General features: G+C 69.9%; 19 protein-coding genes. 8 read left to right on the top strand and 11 right to left on the bottom strand.

The annotated features are described in order from the left end of the window. From EL288_RS23155 to EL288_RS23135, 5 genes are all read right to left on the bottom strand, one after another. Positions 1-1,260 carry a class I SAM-dependent methyltransferase gene (locus EL288_RS23155; protein ID WP_003807212.1) on the bottom strand — a complete coding sequence of 420 codons (1,260 nt, stop codon included), beginning with the start codon at positions 1,258-1,260 and terminating at the stop codon, positions 1-3. Between the two features lie 19 nt (positions 1,261-1,279). Then, entirely contained in the window at positions 1,280-3,004 is a 1,725-nt protein-coding gene (locus tag EL288_RS23150) for a DEAD/DEAH box helicase (RefSeq protein ID WP_003807214.1), read from the bottom strand. A 238-nt stretch (positions 3,005-3,242) separates the two neighbouring features. Next, a complete protein-coding gene (locus tag EL288_RS23145; protein WP_003807216.1) occupies positions 3,243-3,995 on the bottom strand; it encodes a uracil-DNA glycosylase in 753 nt (250 codons plus the stop codon). Between the two features lie 36 nt (positions 3,996-4,031). Further along, complete coding sequence (locus tag EL288_RS23140) at positions 4,032-4,724, bottom strand: HAD family hydrolase (protein WP_033458502.1); 693 nt, start codon at positions 4,722-4,724, stop codon at positions 4,032-4,034. A gap of 88 nt (positions 4,725-4,812) precedes the next feature. Then, positions 4,813-5,550, bottom strand: coding sequence for a 5'-methylthioadenosine/adenosylhomocysteine nucleosidase (locus tag EL288_RS23135; RefSeq protein WP_003807222.1), 738 nt, complete (start codon positions 5,548-5,550; stop codon positions 4,813-4,815). Positions 5,551-5,708: 158 nt separating this feature from the next. On the opposite strand from EL288_RS23135, the gene EL288_RS23130 reads away from it, so the two are divergent. Further along, positions 5,709-6,524 carry a DUF899 domain-containing protein gene (locus EL288_RS23130; RefSeq protein WP_003807224.1) on the top strand — a complete coding sequence of 272 codons (816 nt, stop codon included), beginning with the start codon at positions 5,709-5,711 and terminating at the stop codon, positions 6,522-6,524. 5 nt (positions 6,525-6,529) lie between these two features. Here the strand turns inward: EL288_RS23130 and EL288_RS23125 are convergent, their stop codons facing one another. Beyond that, complete coding sequence (locus EL288_RS23125; RefSeq protein WP_010925736.1) at positions 6,530-7,309, bottom strand: AraC family transcriptional regulator; 780 nt, start codon at positions 7,307-7,309, stop codon at positions 6,530-6,532. Positions 7,310-7,420: 111 nt separating this feature from the next. Here EL288_RS23125 and EL288_RS23120 point away from each other — a divergent pair, with 111 nt between their 5' ends. Continuing rightward, on the top strand, positions 7,421-7,861 hold the full coding sequence (locus tag EL288_RS23120) for a Fur family transcriptional regulator (RefSeq protein WP_003807227.1): 441 nt from the start codon (positions 7,421-7,423) through the stop codon (positions 7,859-7,861). Beyond that, positions 7,858-8,256, top strand: a complete 399-nt coding sequence (locus tag EL288_RS23115) for a hypothetical protein (RefSeq protein ID WP_010925738.1) — start codon at positions 7,858-7,860, stop codon at positions 8,254-8,256. Before EL288_RS23120 ends, EL288_RS23115 begins: the two co-directional genes overlap by 4 nt. A gap of 7 nt (positions 8,257-8,263) precedes the next feature. Here the strand turns inward: EL288_RS23115 and nhaA are convergent, their stop codons facing one another. Then, positions 8,264-9,460 (bottom strand): Na+/H+ antiporter NhaA, encoded by a 1,197-nt coding sequence (gene nhaA / locus EL288_RS23110; protein WP_003807230.1) that lies wholly within the window; start codon positions 9,458-9,460, stop codon positions 8,264-8,266. Between the two features lie 191 nt (positions 9,461-9,651). Here nhaA and EL288_RS23105 point away from each other — a divergent pair, with 191 nt between their 5' ends. Continuing rightward, positions 9,652-10,002: a hypothetical protein gene (locus EL288_RS23105; RefSeq protein WP_003807234.1), complete on the top strand. Its 351-nt coding sequence runs from the start codon at positions 9,652-9,654 to the stop codon at positions 10,000-10,002. Next, a complete protein-coding gene (locus EL288_RS23100; protein WP_010925739.1) occupies positions 9,986-11,119 on the top strand; it encodes a glycosyltransferase family 4 protein in 1,134 nt (377 codons plus the stop codon). Before EL288_RS23105 ends, EL288_RS23100 begins: the two co-directional genes overlap by 17 nt. Before the next feature lie 9 nt (positions 11,120-11,128). Here EL288_RS23100 and EL288_RS23095 read toward each other — a convergent pair whose 3' ends face one another. The 4 genes from EL288_RS23095 to EL288_RS23080 form a co-directional block, all read right to left on the bottom strand. Continuing rightward, positions 11,129-11,593 (bottom strand): HIT family protein, encoded by a 465-nt coding sequence (locus EL288_RS23095; RefSeq protein ID WP_010925740.1) that lies wholly within the window; start codon positions 11,591-11,593, stop codon positions 11,129-11,131. Further along, complete coding sequence (locus EL288_RS23090) at positions 11,590-12,039, bottom strand: GNAT family N-acetyltransferase (RefSeq protein ID WP_003807243.1); 450 nt, start codon at positions 12,037-12,039, stop codon at positions 11,590-11,592. Before EL288_RS23090 ends, EL288_RS23095 begins: the two co-directional genes overlap by 4 nt. A 32-nt stretch (positions 12,040-12,071) precedes the next feature. Continuing rightward, a complete protein-coding gene (pap, locus tag EL288_RS23085; protein ID WP_033448382.1) occupies positions 12,072-13,538 on the bottom strand; it encodes a polyphosphate:AMP phosphotransferase in 1,467 nt (488 codons plus the stop codon). A 70-nt stretch (positions 13,539-13,608) separates the two neighbouring features. Continuing rightward, positions 13,609-14,478, bottom strand: a complete 870-nt coding sequence (locus EL288_RS23080) for an MBL fold metallo-hydrolase (protein ID WP_003807247.1) — start codon at positions 14,476-14,478, stop codon at positions 13,609-13,611. 103 nt (positions 14,479-14,581) lie between these two features. Between EL288_RS23080 and EL288_RS23075 the strand changes: the two genes are divergently transcribed. The 3 genes from EL288_RS23075 to EL288_RS23065 are packed head-to-tail and all read left to right on the top strand — an operon-like array spanning position 14,582 to position 15,763. Continuing rightward, the gene (locus EL288_RS23075; RefSeq protein ID WP_003807250.1) at positions 14,582-14,917 is read left to right on the top strand and encodes an ArsR/SmtB family transcription factor; all 336 of its coding nucleotides are present in this window, start codon (positions 14,582-14,584) and stop codon (positions 14,915-14,917) included. Further along, a complete protein-coding gene (locus EL288_RS23070) occupies positions 14,914-15,345 on the top strand; it encodes a YeeE/YedE family protein (RefSeq protein WP_010927353.1) in 432 nt (143 codons plus the stop codon). Before EL288_RS23075 ends, EL288_RS23070 begins: the two co-directional genes overlap by 4 nt. A gap of 1 nt (position 15,346) precedes the next feature. Beyond that, on the top strand, positions 15,347-15,763 hold the full coding sequence (locus tag EL288_RS23065) for a DUF6691 family protein (RefSeq protein ID WP_003807254.1): 417 nt from the start codon (positions 15,347-15,349) through the stop codon (positions 15,761-15,763). The last annotated feature ends 5 nt before the right edge of the window (positions 15,764-15,768 follow it).

The following is a 15,768-nucleotide window of genomic DNA, read 5'->3' as shown; positions in this document are numbered from 1 at the left end:
CTACAGGGTGCCGCGCCGGTCGCCGCGGGCAAAGCCCAGCAAGGGTTCGGGCATGTCGCGGCCCACGGCCAGCACCTTGAACAGTTCGCCCATTTCCGCTTCGGACAGCAGTTTCTGCACCGGCGCCACGGCTTGCGCGTAGGCGCGCGCATCGGCCGGATCCAGCTGCGAAAGCGCGTCGAGCAGGCCGGCGTTTACCAGGAAGCGCGCCTGCGACAGATAGCCCAGCACCTGCAGGCCGCCGGCCAGCGCGGCATCGGCCATGGCGGTGAAATCGACGTGGCTGGTGATGTCCTGCAGGCCCGGCGCGACGAATGGGTCCGCGTGGGCATGGTGGCGAAGGTGGCACATCAGCGTGCCGCCGGCGCGTTGCGGATGGTAGTACTCGCTGCGCGGAAATCCGTAGTCCAGCAGCAGCGCCGCGCCGCGTTGCAGCCACAGGCCCATGCCGCGGACCCAGGCCTCGGCTTGCAGGTTGATTTCCGATACGTAGCCGGGCAGCGGCGGCATGCGTTGCGCCACGGCTTGCGCGAGGGGGGCGTCGGCGTCGCGATCCTGCCAGGCGAATTCGCCGTCGGCGTCCACGGTGACGCCACGCTCCTGCACCACGCCGGTCTCGCTCCAGCGAAACAGCGTGGCCGGCATGGCGTCGAGCACTTCGTTGCCGAGCACGCAGCCGGCGAATGCATCGGGCAGCTGGTCCAGCCATTGCACCCGATCGCCGAATGGCGCCAGGCGGGACTGCTGTCGTTGCCGCAGATCGGCCGAGACTTCCACGATCAGGTAGCGCGCCGGGCAGTCCAGGCCGGCGAGCGCGCGCAGCACGCCTTCGGCCAGCGCGCCGGTGCCCGCGCCGAATTCGAGCACGCTGGCGGTGTCGGTTGCGCGCAGGACCTGCGCGATCTGGCGCGCCACGGTGGCGGCGAACAGCGGAGTCAGTTCGGGGGCGGTGACGAAGTCGCCGGCCGGCAGGGCCGGGCCTTGCGCATCGGCGGGCGAGGCCAGCTTGGTGGCGCCCGCGGTGTAATAACCCAGCCCGGGCGCGTACAGCGCGGCCGACATCCATTGCGAGAACGGCAGCCAGCCGCCGGCAGCGGCGATGGCCGCACGCAGGTGCCGGGCCACGCTCGCGCTATGCGCGCTGGCGGCAGGGTCGAGAGGGGGAAGCGAAGAGGAAGCAGGGCGTTGCATGGCTGCTATTTTCCCATGAAGGGAAAACGCCCGGTGGAGCGCAGCGGCGCGGGCAGGCCCGCGCCGCATGGTCCGGTTGGTTCAGGCCTTAGCCGCGGCGGGGCGCGGCCGGCTTGGCAAAGCGCTTGGCGGGGCCGCCGGGGCGCTTGTCGAACGAACGGCCTTCACGCGGGGCGCCATGCCAGCCGCCTTCGCGCTGGGGACGGTCGCCGAAGCTGCGCTGCGGGCGGTCGCCGAAGTCGCGTTGCGGACGGTCACCGATGTCGCGCTGGGGACGGTCACCGAAATCGCGCTGGGGACGATCACCGAAGCTGCGCTGCGGACGATCGCCGAAGTCGCGCTGCGGACGGTCGCCGTAGGGGCGCTGGGGACGGTCGCCGAAATCGCGTTGCGGACGGTCGCCGTAAGGGCGCTGGGGCCGGTCACCGAAATCGCGCTGGGGCCGATCGCCGAAGCTGCGCTGCGGGCGGTCGCTGGCGTCGCGTTGGGGCCGATCGCCGAAGTCGCGTTGCGGACGGTCGCCATAGGGGCGCTGGGGCCGATCGCCGAACTCGCGCGGCGCGCCGTAGCCGCCGGGACGCTTGCCGCCCATCGGCTTGCCGCCGCGGCGCGGGCCGCCCGTGCTCGGGCGCGGGGTGCGCTGCGGCTCCAGGCCGGCGATGACTTCGGCGTTGATCGACTGGCCGATGTAGTGCTCGATGCGGCGCACTTTGTGGCGTTCGGCGTGCGTGGCCAGCGTGAAGGCCTGGCCGTCGCGGCCGGCACGGCCGGTGCGGCCGATGCGGTGCACGTAATCCTCGGCCTGCAGGGGCAGGTCGAAGTTGACGGCGTGGCTGATGCCTTGCACGTCGATGCCGCGCGCGGCCACGTCGGTCGCCACCAGCACGCGCAGCTGGCCGCGCTGAAGCTGGCCCAGCGTACGGGTGCGCTGGCGCTGGTTCATGTCGCCATGCAGCGCCGCGGCGGCAAAGCCCTGGTCGGCCAGGCGGTCTGCCAGGTCGTCGGCGCCACGCTTGGTGGCCGTGAACACGATGGCCTGGTCCAGGCGTGCGTCGCGCAGCACGTGGTCCAGCAGGCGCATCTTGTGCGCGGCGTCGTCGGCGTACAGCAGGCTTTGCGTGATGTTGGCGTGCTTCTGGCGATGGCCGGCGATTTCGATGCGCTGCGGCTCGCGCATCATGCGCTCGGCCAGGCGCGCCACGCTGCCGTCCAGGGTGGCCGAGAACAGCAGGGTCTGGCGCTCTTTCGGCAGGCGCTCGATGATGGTTTCGATATCTTCGATGAAGCCCATGTCCAGCATGCGGTCGGCTTCGTCCAGCACCAGGGTGTGCACGGTATTCAGTTTGACGCGGCCGGCTTTCAGGTGGTCGATCAGGCGGCCCGGGGTGGCCACCAGCACGTCGACGCGGCGCGACAGCGCCTTGAGCTGCGCGCCATAGGGCATGCCGCCCACCACGGTGGCGGTGCGCAGGCCGGGCAGGTTGCGGCCATACGACGCCGTGGCGTCGGCGACCTGCAGCGCCAGTTCGCGCGTCGGGGTCAGCACCAGCACTTGCACGCCGACGCCCTTGTTGCCGGGCTGGTGGGCGATGCGGTTGAGCGCCGGCAGCATGAACGCGGCGGTCTTGCCGCTACCGGTTTGCGAAGAGACCATCAGGTCGGCGCCGGCCATGGCCTGGGGAATGGCAGCGGCCTGCACCGAAGTGGGTTCGGTGAAACCGGCCTCGCTCAGGGCCGAGAGAATAGTGGGCGCCAAGCCCAAGTCTTCGAAAGACATAGCTTTTCCTTGCCGCATATAGCGGCGCATATGCATGCGCCAGGCCGAACAAGGGAAAAGGTGTCGGTCCGGGCAGCGGTTGATGGAGCATCGTGCCGACCGAATCAACCGTGCGCGGATTGCGCTTGCAACTTCAAGCGCGGGGCGAAAGGAAAGAGGTCAGGAAGCGATGAGCTTCGGCATGGGCCGGCAGCGTGTAGCCGTGCCGGAAAGACTGCGTCGAATGCGCATCAAAAGCGCGTGTATGCCGAATCTGGTTTGTGCAGTGCAGCGATCATAACGCGAATTCCCCTTGACGGGAAGCATTATTTTGCTCACCCGACCAATCTACCGGTTTCTGGCCGCGTTGTTGCAGCCACGCATTGGTCTGCCGGAAATGGCCGCAACCGACAAAGGGCACCGGGGGGCGGCGCGCCGACAGGGGCGACGGGTGGTTGGCCGCCAGCACCAGGTGCCCGGCGTCGGCCGGCACCAGCGCCTGCTTGGCTTGCGCATGCGCGCCCCATAGCAGGAAGACTTTGGGGGACGGGTCGCGTGCCACCTCGGCGATCAGGGCGTCGGTGACGGTTTCCCAGCCGCGCTTGGCATGCGAGCCGGGCTGGCCGTCTTCCACCGTCAGCGAGGTATTGAGCAGCAGCACGCCCTGGCGCGTCCAGGCCGACAGGTCATGGCGCGTCGGGCGCGGATAGTCCACCGCGATCTCGTTGAAGATGTTGCGCAGGCTGGGTGGGCACTTGCAGTCGTCCGGCACCGAAAAGGCCAGGCCCTGGGCCTGGCCGGGCCCGTGGTAAGGGTCCTGGCCCAGGATCACGACGCGCACGTCCGCCGGGGCGAGCTGGTCCAGGGCGCGAAAGGGCGTGGCCGGGTAGACCACGGCGCCCTCGGCCAGGCGTTGTTCGACGTGTCCGAGAACGGATGCGAAGGCGCGCGCCACGGCGGGTTGTTCCAGGACGTGGCGCCAGGCGGCGGGCAGGGCGGCGGCCTGGGCGGCGAGCGCGGCGGGGGCGAGGCGGTTGTCGTTCGGCATGGACGCGATTGTGGCACAGGCCGGTTGGCGTTCCGGCTAGCCGGCGGCGCGCCAGGCGGCCAGCACGGATGGCAGTTCGGCCATGTCGGTCAGCACATGGGCCACGCCGGTCGCGAGCAAGGCCTGCGCGTCGCTGTGGCCTGCCTGGCCGGGCGGGCTGTAGCCGAACACGGTCGCGCCCGCGGCCACGCCGGCGGTGGCGCCGATGACGGAATCCTCGACGATCGCGCAGCGCGATGGCGCCACGTCCAGCGCCTGCGCCGCCGTGAGGTAGACGTCGGGAAACGGTTTGCTGCGCGGCAGTTCCTGGCCGCTGAACACGCGGCCGGTGAAACAGTCGGCCAGTCCAACCTTGGCCAGCTGCATTTCCACCTTGAGGCGGTCCGCGCCCGAGGCCACGGCAACGTGGCCATCCAGGGCGGCGTGCAAGGCGCGCACGGCCTGCGGCGCGCCGGGGATCTCGACCAGTTCGCGGTCCAGCGCATCGTTGCGGCGCTGGCGGAACTCCCGGAACCATTCGTCCGTCAGGCGCGTGCCGGTACGCGCTTCGATCAGGGGCAGCTCGTCGCGTACCGCCTTGCCGGTGAAGATCCGCATCGTTTCTTCCGGACTGAGTTCCCAGCCCAGCTCGCCCAGCATCTGGCACAGCACGCGGTTGGTGATGGGTTCGGAGTCGACCAGCACGCCATCACAATCGAACAGCACGGCGTCGAACGGAAAATCGGTCATTGCGGCGGTAGGGGGGAGGGTTGGTAAAGCGTCCAAGCATACCCCGTGCGACGCAGGTAGCGCCTGTCCCCGCTGGGACAGGCGCCGTTCAATCCCGCGCCCCGCGCGGCATATCGAGGAACCCGCGCAGCACGCCGGCCGAGTAGACGCTGGCCACTTCGCGCAGAAAGCCCTGGAAGTCCACCATGGCGCTGCCGTCGGCGCGGTCCGAGACGGTGCGCATGACGGCGCAGGGCACGCCGAATTCATGGCAGACCTGCGCCACCGCGGCGCCTTCCATTTCGACGCACAGCGCGTCGGGCAGCGCCGCCTTCAGGCCGCGCAGCGTATCGGCACGGTTGACGAAGCAGTCGCCGGTGGCGATCAGGCCGCGATGCACGCTGGGCGGCACCGCGCGGCCCGCCGCATGGCCGGCCAGGAATCCCGTGGCGCATCGATGCAGCCGCTCGGTCAGGCCGGCATCGGTGGCGAAATGCGAACGTTCCAGCAGCGGCACTTCGTATTGGGGAAAGAGCGGGCGGGCGTCCAGGTCGTGCTGGATGAGGGCGGTGCCGATGACGATATCGCCCACGCGCACCGAGTCGTGCAGCCCGCCGGCCAGGCCGGTGAATACCACGGCGTCGACGGGAAACTCGCGCAGCAGCGTGGCCGTGGTGGCGGCCGCGGCCACCTTGCCCACGCGGGTGAGCACCAGCACGCAGGGCTGGCCGCGCAATTCGCCCACATGGTAGTCGCGCATGCCGATGCGCCGCGTGACGGCGCCCGGCCCCATTTCGTCGAGCAGCGCCCGGATTTCGTCGGTCAGGGCGGCCAGTATTCCCAGCATGGAAGTCTCTCGCGCCGGGCTGGCCGGCAAAGCCTGCATTATGGCCGTTGCCGTATTTCCTTCAATTAAGTCCTGATTTGCAATTTGTTAGTTGTAATTCAGGACTTCGAGAGTTATACCGCAATGACGGGTTGCGGCCCGGTCGCAAGGAGGCGGCTATGCAGACATCGATGGAAGGTCATGAAGTGGTATCGCGGCAGGCCTGGCTCGAGCGGCGCCGCGCGCTGCTGGAGCGCGAGAAGGCGCAGACGCGGCTGCGCGATGAACTGGCCGCGCAGCGGCGCGCCTTGCCGTGGGTGCGGGTGGACAAGCCGTACGCGTTCGAGACCGCGCGCGGCCGGCGCACCCTGGCCGATCTGTTCGACGGACGCAGCCAGCTGATCGTCAAGCATTTCATGCTGGGCCCGGGTTGGGGCGAGGGCTGCGTGGGCTGTTCGTTCGAAGTGGATCATGTCGAAGGCGCCTTGCTGCATTTGCGGCACCATGACGTCGGCTATGTGGCGGTGTCGCGCGCGCCGCTGGCCGAGATCGAGGCATTCAAGCGCCGCATGGGCTGGGGTTTCGAGTGGGTGTCATCGTATGGCGACGATTTCAACTTCGATTACCACGTGTCGTTCACGCCGCAGGACATGGCGCGCGGACGCGGGCAGTACAACTATGCCGAGACCGAGCTGCCGATCGACGAGCTCTCGGGCCTGAGCGTGTTCTACCGCGATGCGGCCGGCGAGGTTTTCCACACCTATTCGGCCTATGGCCGGGGGGCGGAGGAGGTGCTGGGCGCCTACATGCTGCTCGATCTCACGCCCAAGGGGCGCAACGAGACCGGGCCGCGCCACGACCTGACGGACTGGGTGCGCCATCACGATCGTTATGGCGCCGCCGGCCAGGTGGCGGCCACCGGGCGCTACGAGGCGTCCGGCGGGCAAGCGCCGCCCGATGCGGCGCCGGGCTGCTGCGGCGCGCCGCATACGTAGCCGGGTCAGGCGTTGCGCGCGAAGTACTGGCTGGGCGTGACGCCGTAAGTGGCGCGAAAACTGCCGATGAAGGCGCTTGGGCTGTCGTAGCCGACGGCCAGCGCCACGTCGGTGACCGGCTTGCCGCCGGCCAGCAATTCCAGCGCGCGCAGCAGCCGTACCTTCTGCCGCCATTGGCCCAGCGTAATGCCGGTTTCGCCGCGAAAGCGCCGCATCAGCGTGCGGGCCGACATGTTCAGGCGTTCGGCCCATGTCTCGATGCTGCTGCCGTCATCGGGGCTGGCCAGCAGCCGCACGGCCAGTTCGCGCAGGCGGCGTTCGCGGGGCATCGGCAGGGTGTGGGCGCTCTGCTCGCACAGGCCCAGTTCGGTCAGCAGGATGTCGAACAACCGCTCGCCGTAGGCGGGCGACAGCGCCGCGCCGGCCGGCCCGGCCAGGCGGTCGATCAGCGCGTCGACCAGCGGCCGCAGCGGCCAGGCGCTGGTGTGTCCCGGCAGCCGCGCGCACGCGTCGGCGCGCACATAGAGGAAGGTGCCGCGGGCGTGGCCGAACCAGTGCGCCTCGTGCATGATGCCCGGCGGCACCCAGCCGATGTTGCCAGGCGCCATGGTCAGCATTTCCGTGTTGCCCTGCACCAGCGCCAGGCCGGTCTGCACCAGGACCAGCATGCCTTCGGCGTGGCTGTGCGCGGGCACCGAAATCCCGCGCGCCTGGCGCGCCCGCTCGATGCTGAAGGCGGTCAGCAGATGGGCCGGATTGACGGTGGGGGGGCCTTGCTCAAGCATGGATTGGCAGGTTTGAGAAACAGGTTGACGGGTTTTCGCAAGCCAAGCTCAATCTAAATGTACATCATTCTCATCATTGGGGCTTGGCCCTTTCAGACGAGGATGATTGGCATGGTGGGCAAGGATCTGCGCAGCGCCGGCATCAAGGCCACCCTGCCGCGCCTGCAGGTGCTGGAGGTGTTCAACCGCCATCCGGACCGCCACTTGAGCGCGGCCGAGGTGTATCGCACGCTGGCTGCCGAGCGCACGCCCCTTGGCCTGGCCACCGTCTACCGGGTGCTCGGCCAGCTTGCCCAGGCCGGCGTACTCAGCCGGCTGCAACTCGATCCGCACGGCAGCCTGTTCGAACTGGCCGGCAAGGGCCGCCATGACCACCTGGTCTGCACCCGCTGCGGCCGGGTGGTCGAATCCGCCGATCCGGCGATTGCCCGCCAGGCGGCGCGGGTGGCGCGCCGCCACGGCTTCGTGCTGGAAACCTACAACCTGGGCCTGTACGGGCGTTGCCGGACATGCAGCGCGCTGGTGTCCGGCCCGAAAGGAGTGTTCGAATGAATCAGGCAGACTTCCGCTATCACGACGTGACCGGGTTTCCGCTGGTGGTGGCGCGCCATCGCGACGGCGAGCCCGGCTTTGCCGCCCGTTGGATCGCCGAGATGGAGCGGCTGGCCGGCAATGCCGCGCAGTTCGTGATGATCGTGCCCGACCTGGATGTCGAGATCGCTCATGACGATCGCAAGGCCATGGTCCAGTGGCAGACCGGCAACATGGCGCGCCTGCGCGAGTGCTGCAAGGGGTTCATCGCGGTCAAGCCCGACCCGTCCGGGCTGGCGCGCACCCAGGCGCAGGCCGAGAAAATGACCCGCGCCTTCGGCCTGCCGTTCTGCGCGGTGGCCACGCTGGCGCAGGCGCGCGAGAAGGCGCGCCAATTGCTGGAGCCGGCCGGCTGAGGCGGGCTCAGTCGGCCGGCGGCAGCACGCGCAGCAGCGCGTAGCCCAGCACGGCCGACACCAGCGAGCCGGTCAGCACGCCGATCTTGGTGGCGTCGATGGTGGCCGCGTCGTCGAAGGCCAGCGCGCCGATGAACAGGCTCATGGTGAAACCGATGCCGCACAGCAGCGCAACGCCATAGAGCTGCGCGAACGAGGCATGGCGCGGCATGCTGGCCAGCCCGGTCCGGATGGCCAGCCAGGCAAAGCCGAACACGCCCAGCTGCTTGCCCAGGAACAGGCCCAGTGCGATGCCCAGCGGGATGGGCGCGGTCAGGCTGTCGATGCCCATGCCGTCGAACGATACGCCGGCGTTGGCGAATCCGAAAACAGGAACGATCAGCAGGGCCACGGGACGGTGCAGGGCGTGCTCCAGCGCATGCAGGGGCGAATGCTCGGCGCCCGGCTGGCGCGGATCCTGGCGGCGCAGCGGAATGGCCAGCGCCAGCGCCACCCCGGCCAGCGTGGCGTGCACGCCGGATTTCAGGACGAAATACCACAGCAGCGCGCCCACCAGCAGATAGGGCGCCAGGCGCAGCACGCGCAGGCGGTTCAGCACGCACAGCGCCGCCAGCAAGCCGCCGGCCGCGGCCAGCGCGGAGGTATTGAGCTCGGCGGTATAGAACACCGCGATGATGGCGATGGCGCCCAGGTCATCGAGAATGGCCAGGGCGGTCAGGAAGATCTTCAGCGACGTGGGAACGCGGCTGCCCAGCAGCGCCAGGATGCCGAGCGCGAAGGCGATATCGGTGGCCGCCGGGATGGCCCAGCCGCGCAGCCCCGCCGGGTCGCCCTGGTTGACCAGGAGATAGACGAGGGCCGGCATCAGCATGCCGCCGGCCGCCGCCACGCCGGGCAGCACGATGCGCGACACGCCCCGCAACTGGCCGTCGAGCATCTCGCGCTTGATTTCCAGGCCGACCAGCAGGAAGAACACCGCCATCAGGCCGTCGTTGATCCAGTGCAGCACCGACTCCTTGAGGGTGAAGGCTTCCGATGCATAGCCCAGCTTGGTGCCCAGCAACTGGAAATAGGCTGGCGCCAGCGGCGAATTGGCCACGATCAGGGCCAGGACGGCGGCGATCATCAGCACATAGCCGCCCAGGGCTTCGGAGCGCAGGAAAGCCTGCAGGAGGGATGGAGCGCGGGTAGGAGTCGTGGGCACTGTTCTCGGCAATGGTTTTGTCAGAAAGCTGAATTTTAGCTGAACGTTTCCGAGTGTTCGCCAGATTTTGCCTGCAAGATGCGTACGAATATGCGGAATCAGGGCTGCGGCGTCCAGGGGCGCGGGGGCGTTGCCTAAGCTGTCCATGGTCGCCGCCCGACAGGCCGGGCGGCCGGGCACGGAGATCATGCATGGCAGGCACATTGGCGCCCATCCGGGCGCTTTTCTTTTGGCCGGATGGGGCGGCGGCACCACGGCTGGTCGATACCGGGCCGCATCTGCGTGCGCCCGGCAGGGGCGGCTACCAATTGCGCCTGTTGCGTCCGTCGCTGGCGTTGCGCCGGCTGGCCCGCGGGCAGGCGCGGGTGAGCGTCTGGCACGGCGTGCTGCGGATCTGGCAGGGCGACGCCCTGCGGGCTGCCGAGCCGGCCCATGCCGGACCGCGAGCGCGCGCCCTGACGGCGGCCGAGCTGCGCTATCTCGCGGCCTGGCTGCACCAGCAGGGTTTGCACTGGAACACCCTCCATGACGCAGCGCTCTGAACCGGCCGTACCGGCCTTGCGCATCCTGCACACGGAGGCGGCGACCGGCGCCGGCGGCCAGGAAACCAGCATCTACCGGGAAATGCTGGCCATGCGCGCGCGCGGCCATCATCTGGAGGCGGCCTGCCAGCCGGGCGCGCCGCTGGCGCGGCGGCTGCGCGCGGCGGGCTTTCCCGTGCACGAGCTGGCCATGGACGGCGTGGCGGCCGGGGTGCGCGCGGTCTGGCGCCTGCGCGAGCTGGTGCGCGGGCGCTTCGATGTCGTCAACACGCATAGCCGCCGCGATACGGTGCTGGCTGCCTGGGCGGGGCGGATGGCCGGTGCGCCGCTGATCGTGCGCACCCGCCACCTGGCCAAGCCGGTGGGGTCGCTCTATACGTATACCTGGCTGCCGCACCGCGTCATCGCGGTCAGCGACCATGTGCGCGGCCAGATCCTGCGCGCGGGCGCCCGCGCCGCGCACGTCGAGGCCATCGCGTCCCCGGCGACGCTGGCCCCGGCGCCGCCGGCCTCCAGCCTGCGCGCCGAACTCGGCATTGCGGCGGCGGCGCAGGTCATTGGCTGCGTCGCCGTCATGCGGGCGGACAAGGGGCTGGACGATCTGCTCGATGCGTTTGTGGCACTCGCAGGCCGGCATGCCGCTGCGCACCTGGTGCTGGTCGGCGAGCCGGGCGGCATCGGCGCCCTGCTGCGCGAGCGCGCGCAGCGCCTGGGGCTGGGCGCGCGCGTGCACCTGACGGGGCATCGCGACGACATCCCCAATGTGCTGGCGGCTTTCGATGTGTTCGCCCTGCCGACCCGCAGCGAGGCCCTGGGGTTGGCCATGGTCGAGGCCGCCGCCGCGGGCCTGCCGGTGGTCGCCGGCAACGTGGGCGGCGTGCCCGAAGTCGTGCGCCATGGCGCGACCGGCTTGCTGGTGCCGCCGTCCGACCCGGCGGCGCTGGCCCAGGCGCTGGAGCGCCTGCTGGTCGATCCGGCGTTGCGCCGCGCGATGGGGCGGGCCGGCAGCCGCATGGTCAGGGACGAGCGCGACTTCTCGCCCGAGCGGCAGGCCGCCCGCGTGGAGGCCGCCTATTGCCGCTGGCTGGCGCAGCGCGGCCGGCCAGCCTGGCGCTGAGCGGGCCGTTCAGTGCCAGAGCAGCGCGTTCATGGCTTCGACCACCCGATTGCGGTAGCGGGGCAGCAAGGCCGCGGTGTCCGCGCGTGCGGCGCGCCAGGCTTGCGGCTCCGCGCCCGGGGCGACGCGCGGCGCGGCCCAGATGGCGTCGGGGAAATGGCGGTCGTCGCGCCAGCGCGGGATCACGTGCCAATGCAGGTGCGGCACCACGTTGCCCAGCGCCGCCAGGTTGACCTTGTCCGGATGCAGCACGTCGCGCTGGGCCTGTTCCACCGCCCATACCGCGCGCATCAGCAGTTCGCGCCCGTGCGTCGACAGGCTGGTCATTTCGGCGATGTGGGCGTTCCAGACCACGCGGGTGAAACCCGGGTAGTCGGGGTCGTCGACCTCGATCACGCGCAGGTGCGATCCGCGCCACAGCAGCGCGCCGCCGTCCTGCTGGCACAGCGGACAATCGGGGTGGCGCGTGCTCAAGCCAGCACCTTGCGGTACTGCAGGAAGCCCGAGCGGTCGGCGATGTGGTCGTACAGGTGCATGGCGTCGGTGTTGGTCTCGTGCGTCAGCCAGTACACGCGCGCCGCGCCCTGGGCCCGCGCGTCGGCGTAGACGTGTTCGATCAGCGCCCGGCCGGCGCCGCTGCTGCGCACGTCGGGGGCGACGAATAGGTCCTGCAGATAACAGTAGTCGCCGGTGGTCCAGCACGAGCGGTGGAAAATCCAGTGCACCATGCCGATGGCCTTGCCGTCGCGCCAGGCCAGCGCGGCGTGCATGGGCTCGGCGGGGTCCAGGAAGCGCTGCCACGTCTGCGCGGTGGCGGCGTCGGCAAGCTGCACCTTGTAGAACTCCTGGTAGCCTTTCCAGAGGGGCAGCCAGGCTTCGTGGTCGGCGGCGGACAGGGGGCGGATCTCGGTAGGGGTCATGGCAAGCGTCGGCTAGAAGGGGTTGGAGGAAATCAGAGTTGGTCTTCGAGGGTCTCGACGATGTGGCGTAGCACCTGCAGCCGCGCATAGCGCTTGTCGTTGGACGACACCAGGTGCCAGGGCGCCTCGCGCATGTCGGTGCGGCACAGCATTTCGTTGGCGGCGTCGGCGTAGGCCTGCCATTGCTTGCGGTTGCGCCAGTCGTCGGGCGTGATCTTGAAATTCTTGTAGGGCGATTTCTCGCGTTCGCGGAAGCGTTCGAGCTGCACGGCGGGGGTGATGGCCAGCCAGAATTTCAGCACGATGGCGCCGTGCCCGACCAGCTGGCGCTCGAAGTCGAGGATTTCGCCATAGGCGCGCCGCCAGTCGGTCGGCGCGGTGATGTTCTCCACCCGCTCGACCAGCACCCGGCCGTACCACGAGCGATCGAAGATCGCGATGCGGCCCTGCCGGGGAATGCGCCGCCAGAAGCGCCACAGGTAGGGGCGCGCCAGTTCGTGGCGCGCCGGCGCCGCCACCGGCGTGATGTCGTATTGACGGGCGTCGAGCGCGCGCGTGACGCGGCGGATGGCCCCGCCCTTGCCGGCGGCGTCCTGGCCTTCGAACACCAGTACCAGCGAGCGCTCGCGGAAATCGTCGCGGCGCACGGCGCGCGCCAGCCGGCCCTGCAGCAGGCCCAGTTCGGCTTCGTAGTCGTCCTTGTCTTCCTTCGCGTCGTAGTCCAGTGCGCCCAGGCGGTCGACCAGGTGCACCGCCGGGCTGGGCGCGCCGAAGGCGCGCACGCTGCGCGGCGTGGCGCGCCGGCGCATGGCGGCCAGCACAGCTTCGGCGGTGCGCACCGCGCGCATCTCGTCGTCGGCGCTGGGAATGACCCGCCATGGCGCGTGCGCGGCATCGGTATAGGCCATGGCCACCTGCCCGGCGTTGCGCAGGCGGCCGTATTTTTTCCGCACCTTGCGGTCGGCGGGCGTGACCTGCCAGGCCGTCTCGGGGCTGGCCAGCAGCCGCTCGGTGCGCTCGGCCTGTGCCTGGGCCGACAGGTGGTACCACAGCTTGACGATCTGCACCCCTTCGGCGGCCAGCATGGCCTCGAAGCGGCGGATCTGCGCGGCATGCGCCTCCAGCCGGGCGGTGTCGGGTTTCTTGCGCACGGCCTCCAGCAGCAGCGGCACGTACCACGAGCCGAACACGATGCCGGTGCGGCCCTTGGCCGGCAACTCGTTCCAGTAGCGCCACATGGGCGGCCGCGCGAGCTCCTCGGCGTCGGGCAGGCCGAACGCCATCGTGTGGATGTGGCGCGGGTCCATCCATTCGTTGAGCATGTTGATCGTGTCGCCCTTGCCGGCGCCGTCGATGCCGGCCACCACGATCAGCAGCGACTGCTCGGCGCGCTGCAGGCGTTCGTACTGGGCCTTGAGCAGGGCCGTGCGCAGGCGCGCTTCGCGCGCCTTGTACTGCGCTTTCGACAGGCTGGGATCGGCTTCCGCTTCGATGAACATGGCGCAGTGCGTGGATGGCGACCGTCCGATGGTGCGGGATATCCCGCCGTTACGCAAGCCGGCGGCGCGGCTACAGCGCGTCCAGGGGGATCCTCAGGTAGCGCGTGCCGTTGGCCTCGGGCGCCGGCAGTTCGCCGGCGCGGATGTTGACCTGCAGCGCCGGCAGGATGAGCGTGGGCATGTCCAGGGTAGCGTCGCGGGCGGTGCGCATGGCGACGAATTCGCTTTCGGAGATGCCGTCGCGCACATGGATGTTGCCGGCGCGCTGCGCCGCCACCGTTGTCTGCCAGGCCGCCGCGCGGCCGGCCGGCGGGTAGTCGTGGCACATATACAACCGGGTGTCCGGCGGCAGCGCCAGCAGGGTGCGGATCGAGTGGTACAGGGTGCGGGCGTCGCCGCCGGGGAAGTCGCACCGGGCCGTGCCCACGTCGGGCATGAACAGCGTGTCGCCCACGAAGGCCGACAGGCTGTCGCCGTCGTCGATCAGGTAGGCCAGGTCGGCCGGCGTGTGGCCGGGCACGTGCAGGGCGCGCACGCGCAGCGCGCCGATGGCGAAGGTCTCGTCGGGTTCGAACAGGTGGCCGAATTGCGATCCGTCGCAGGCGAAACCGTCGAGGTTGTACAGCTTGCTGAACACCGCTTGCACGTCGCGGATATGGCCGCCGATGCCGATGACGCCGCCCAGCTGGCGCTGCAGGTAGGCGGCCGCCGACAGGTGGTCGGCGTGGGCGTGGGTTTCCAGCAGCCATTGCGTGCGCAACGCATACTGGCGCACGAAATCGGCGATGCGGTCGGCCGACGCGGTCGTGGTGCGGCCCGATTTCGGGTCGAAGTCCAGCACCGGATCGATGACCGCGCACGCGCCGCCCGGCGCCTCGTAGAGCACGTAGCTGAAGGTGGCGGTGGCGGGGTCGAAGAAGGGCTGGATATGTGCGGACATGCGGCGCTCCCGAAACAGCGGTGGAAGGGTATCAGGCATCATCTTATTATTTGATATTATATTTTTCAATATAATGATCGAGACCCTGCATTCCTGACATCCCATGGACGATACGCTGACCGATTGCGAGATATCCGCGCTGCGCGCCTCCGCGGCGCAGGCCTGCGCACTGCTCAAGGCCCTGGCCAACGAGGACCGCCTGCTGCTGTTGTGCCAGCTGGTGGCGGCCGAGCGCAACGTGGGCGAGCTCGAAACGCTGACCGGCATCCGCCAGCCCACGCTGTCGCAGCAACTGGGCGTGCTGCGCGACGAGGGGTTGGTGGACACGCGCCGCGCCGGCAAATATGTGTACTACCAGCTGGCCAGCTTCGAGGTCGGCCAGGTGATGAAGACCTTGTCGTCGCTGTACTGCGGCAAGGCCTCGAGGGAGCAATCATGACGATCGATTGGGCGGCGTTCACGCCATGGTCATCGCTGGGCGGCGGCATGCTGATCGGCGCGGCGGCGGCCTGGCTGATGCTGGGCGCGGGGCGCATCGCGGGCATCAGCGGCATCCTGGCCGGGCTGCTGCCGCCGCGCGCGGGCGCGGCATGGCGGATGTGGTTCCTGGCCGGGCTGCTGGCCGCGCCGTGGCTGTATCGGGTGTTCGAACCCATGCCGGCCGTGCGTATCGAGGCAGGCGCGTTGCAGCTGGTCCTGGCCGGGTTGCTGGTCGGGGTGGGCACGCGCTATGGCTCGGGCTGCACCAGCGGCCACGGGGTATGCGGGCTGGCGCGCGGATCGCGGCGTTCGCTGGTGGCGGTGCTGGCCTTCATGGCCACGGGCTTTGCCACGGTGTTCGTGCTGCGGCACCTCATGGGAGCCTGAGATGGGCAACGCCTACAGCTTTGCCGCCGGATTGATCTTCGGCCTGGGCCTGCTGGTTTCGGGCATGGCCGACCCGGCCAAGGTGCTGGGTTTCCTGGACCTGGCCGGCGCCTGGGATCCGTCGCTGGGCCTGGTCATGGCGGGCGCCATCGGCGTGGCCGCGCCCGCGTTCGCGCTGGCGCGCCGCCAGGCGCGCGCCTTCGACGGCGAGCCCATGCAATGGCCGGCGGCCAAGGGCATCGACCGGCGCCTGCTGGGCGGCAGCGCGCTGTTCGGCGTGGGCTGGGGGCTGGCCGGACTGTGCCCGGGGCCGGCGCTGCTCAATGCCGGCGCGGGCTACGGCCAGGCCTGGCTGTTCGTGGCGGCCATGGCGGCCGGCATGGCGCTGCATGGGGCGCTGCAGCGCCGCGGCGCCTAGCCGCC

The organism is Bordetella bronchiseptica, from assembly GCF_900636925.1.
Classification (GTDB): domain Bacteria; phylum Pseudomonadota; class Gammaproteobacteria; order Burkholderiales; family Burkholderiaceae_B; genus Bordetella; species Bordetella pertussis.
Note: the sequence above shows the minus strand (reverse complement) of the source record. Positions and strands in the feature narration are given on the sequence as shown.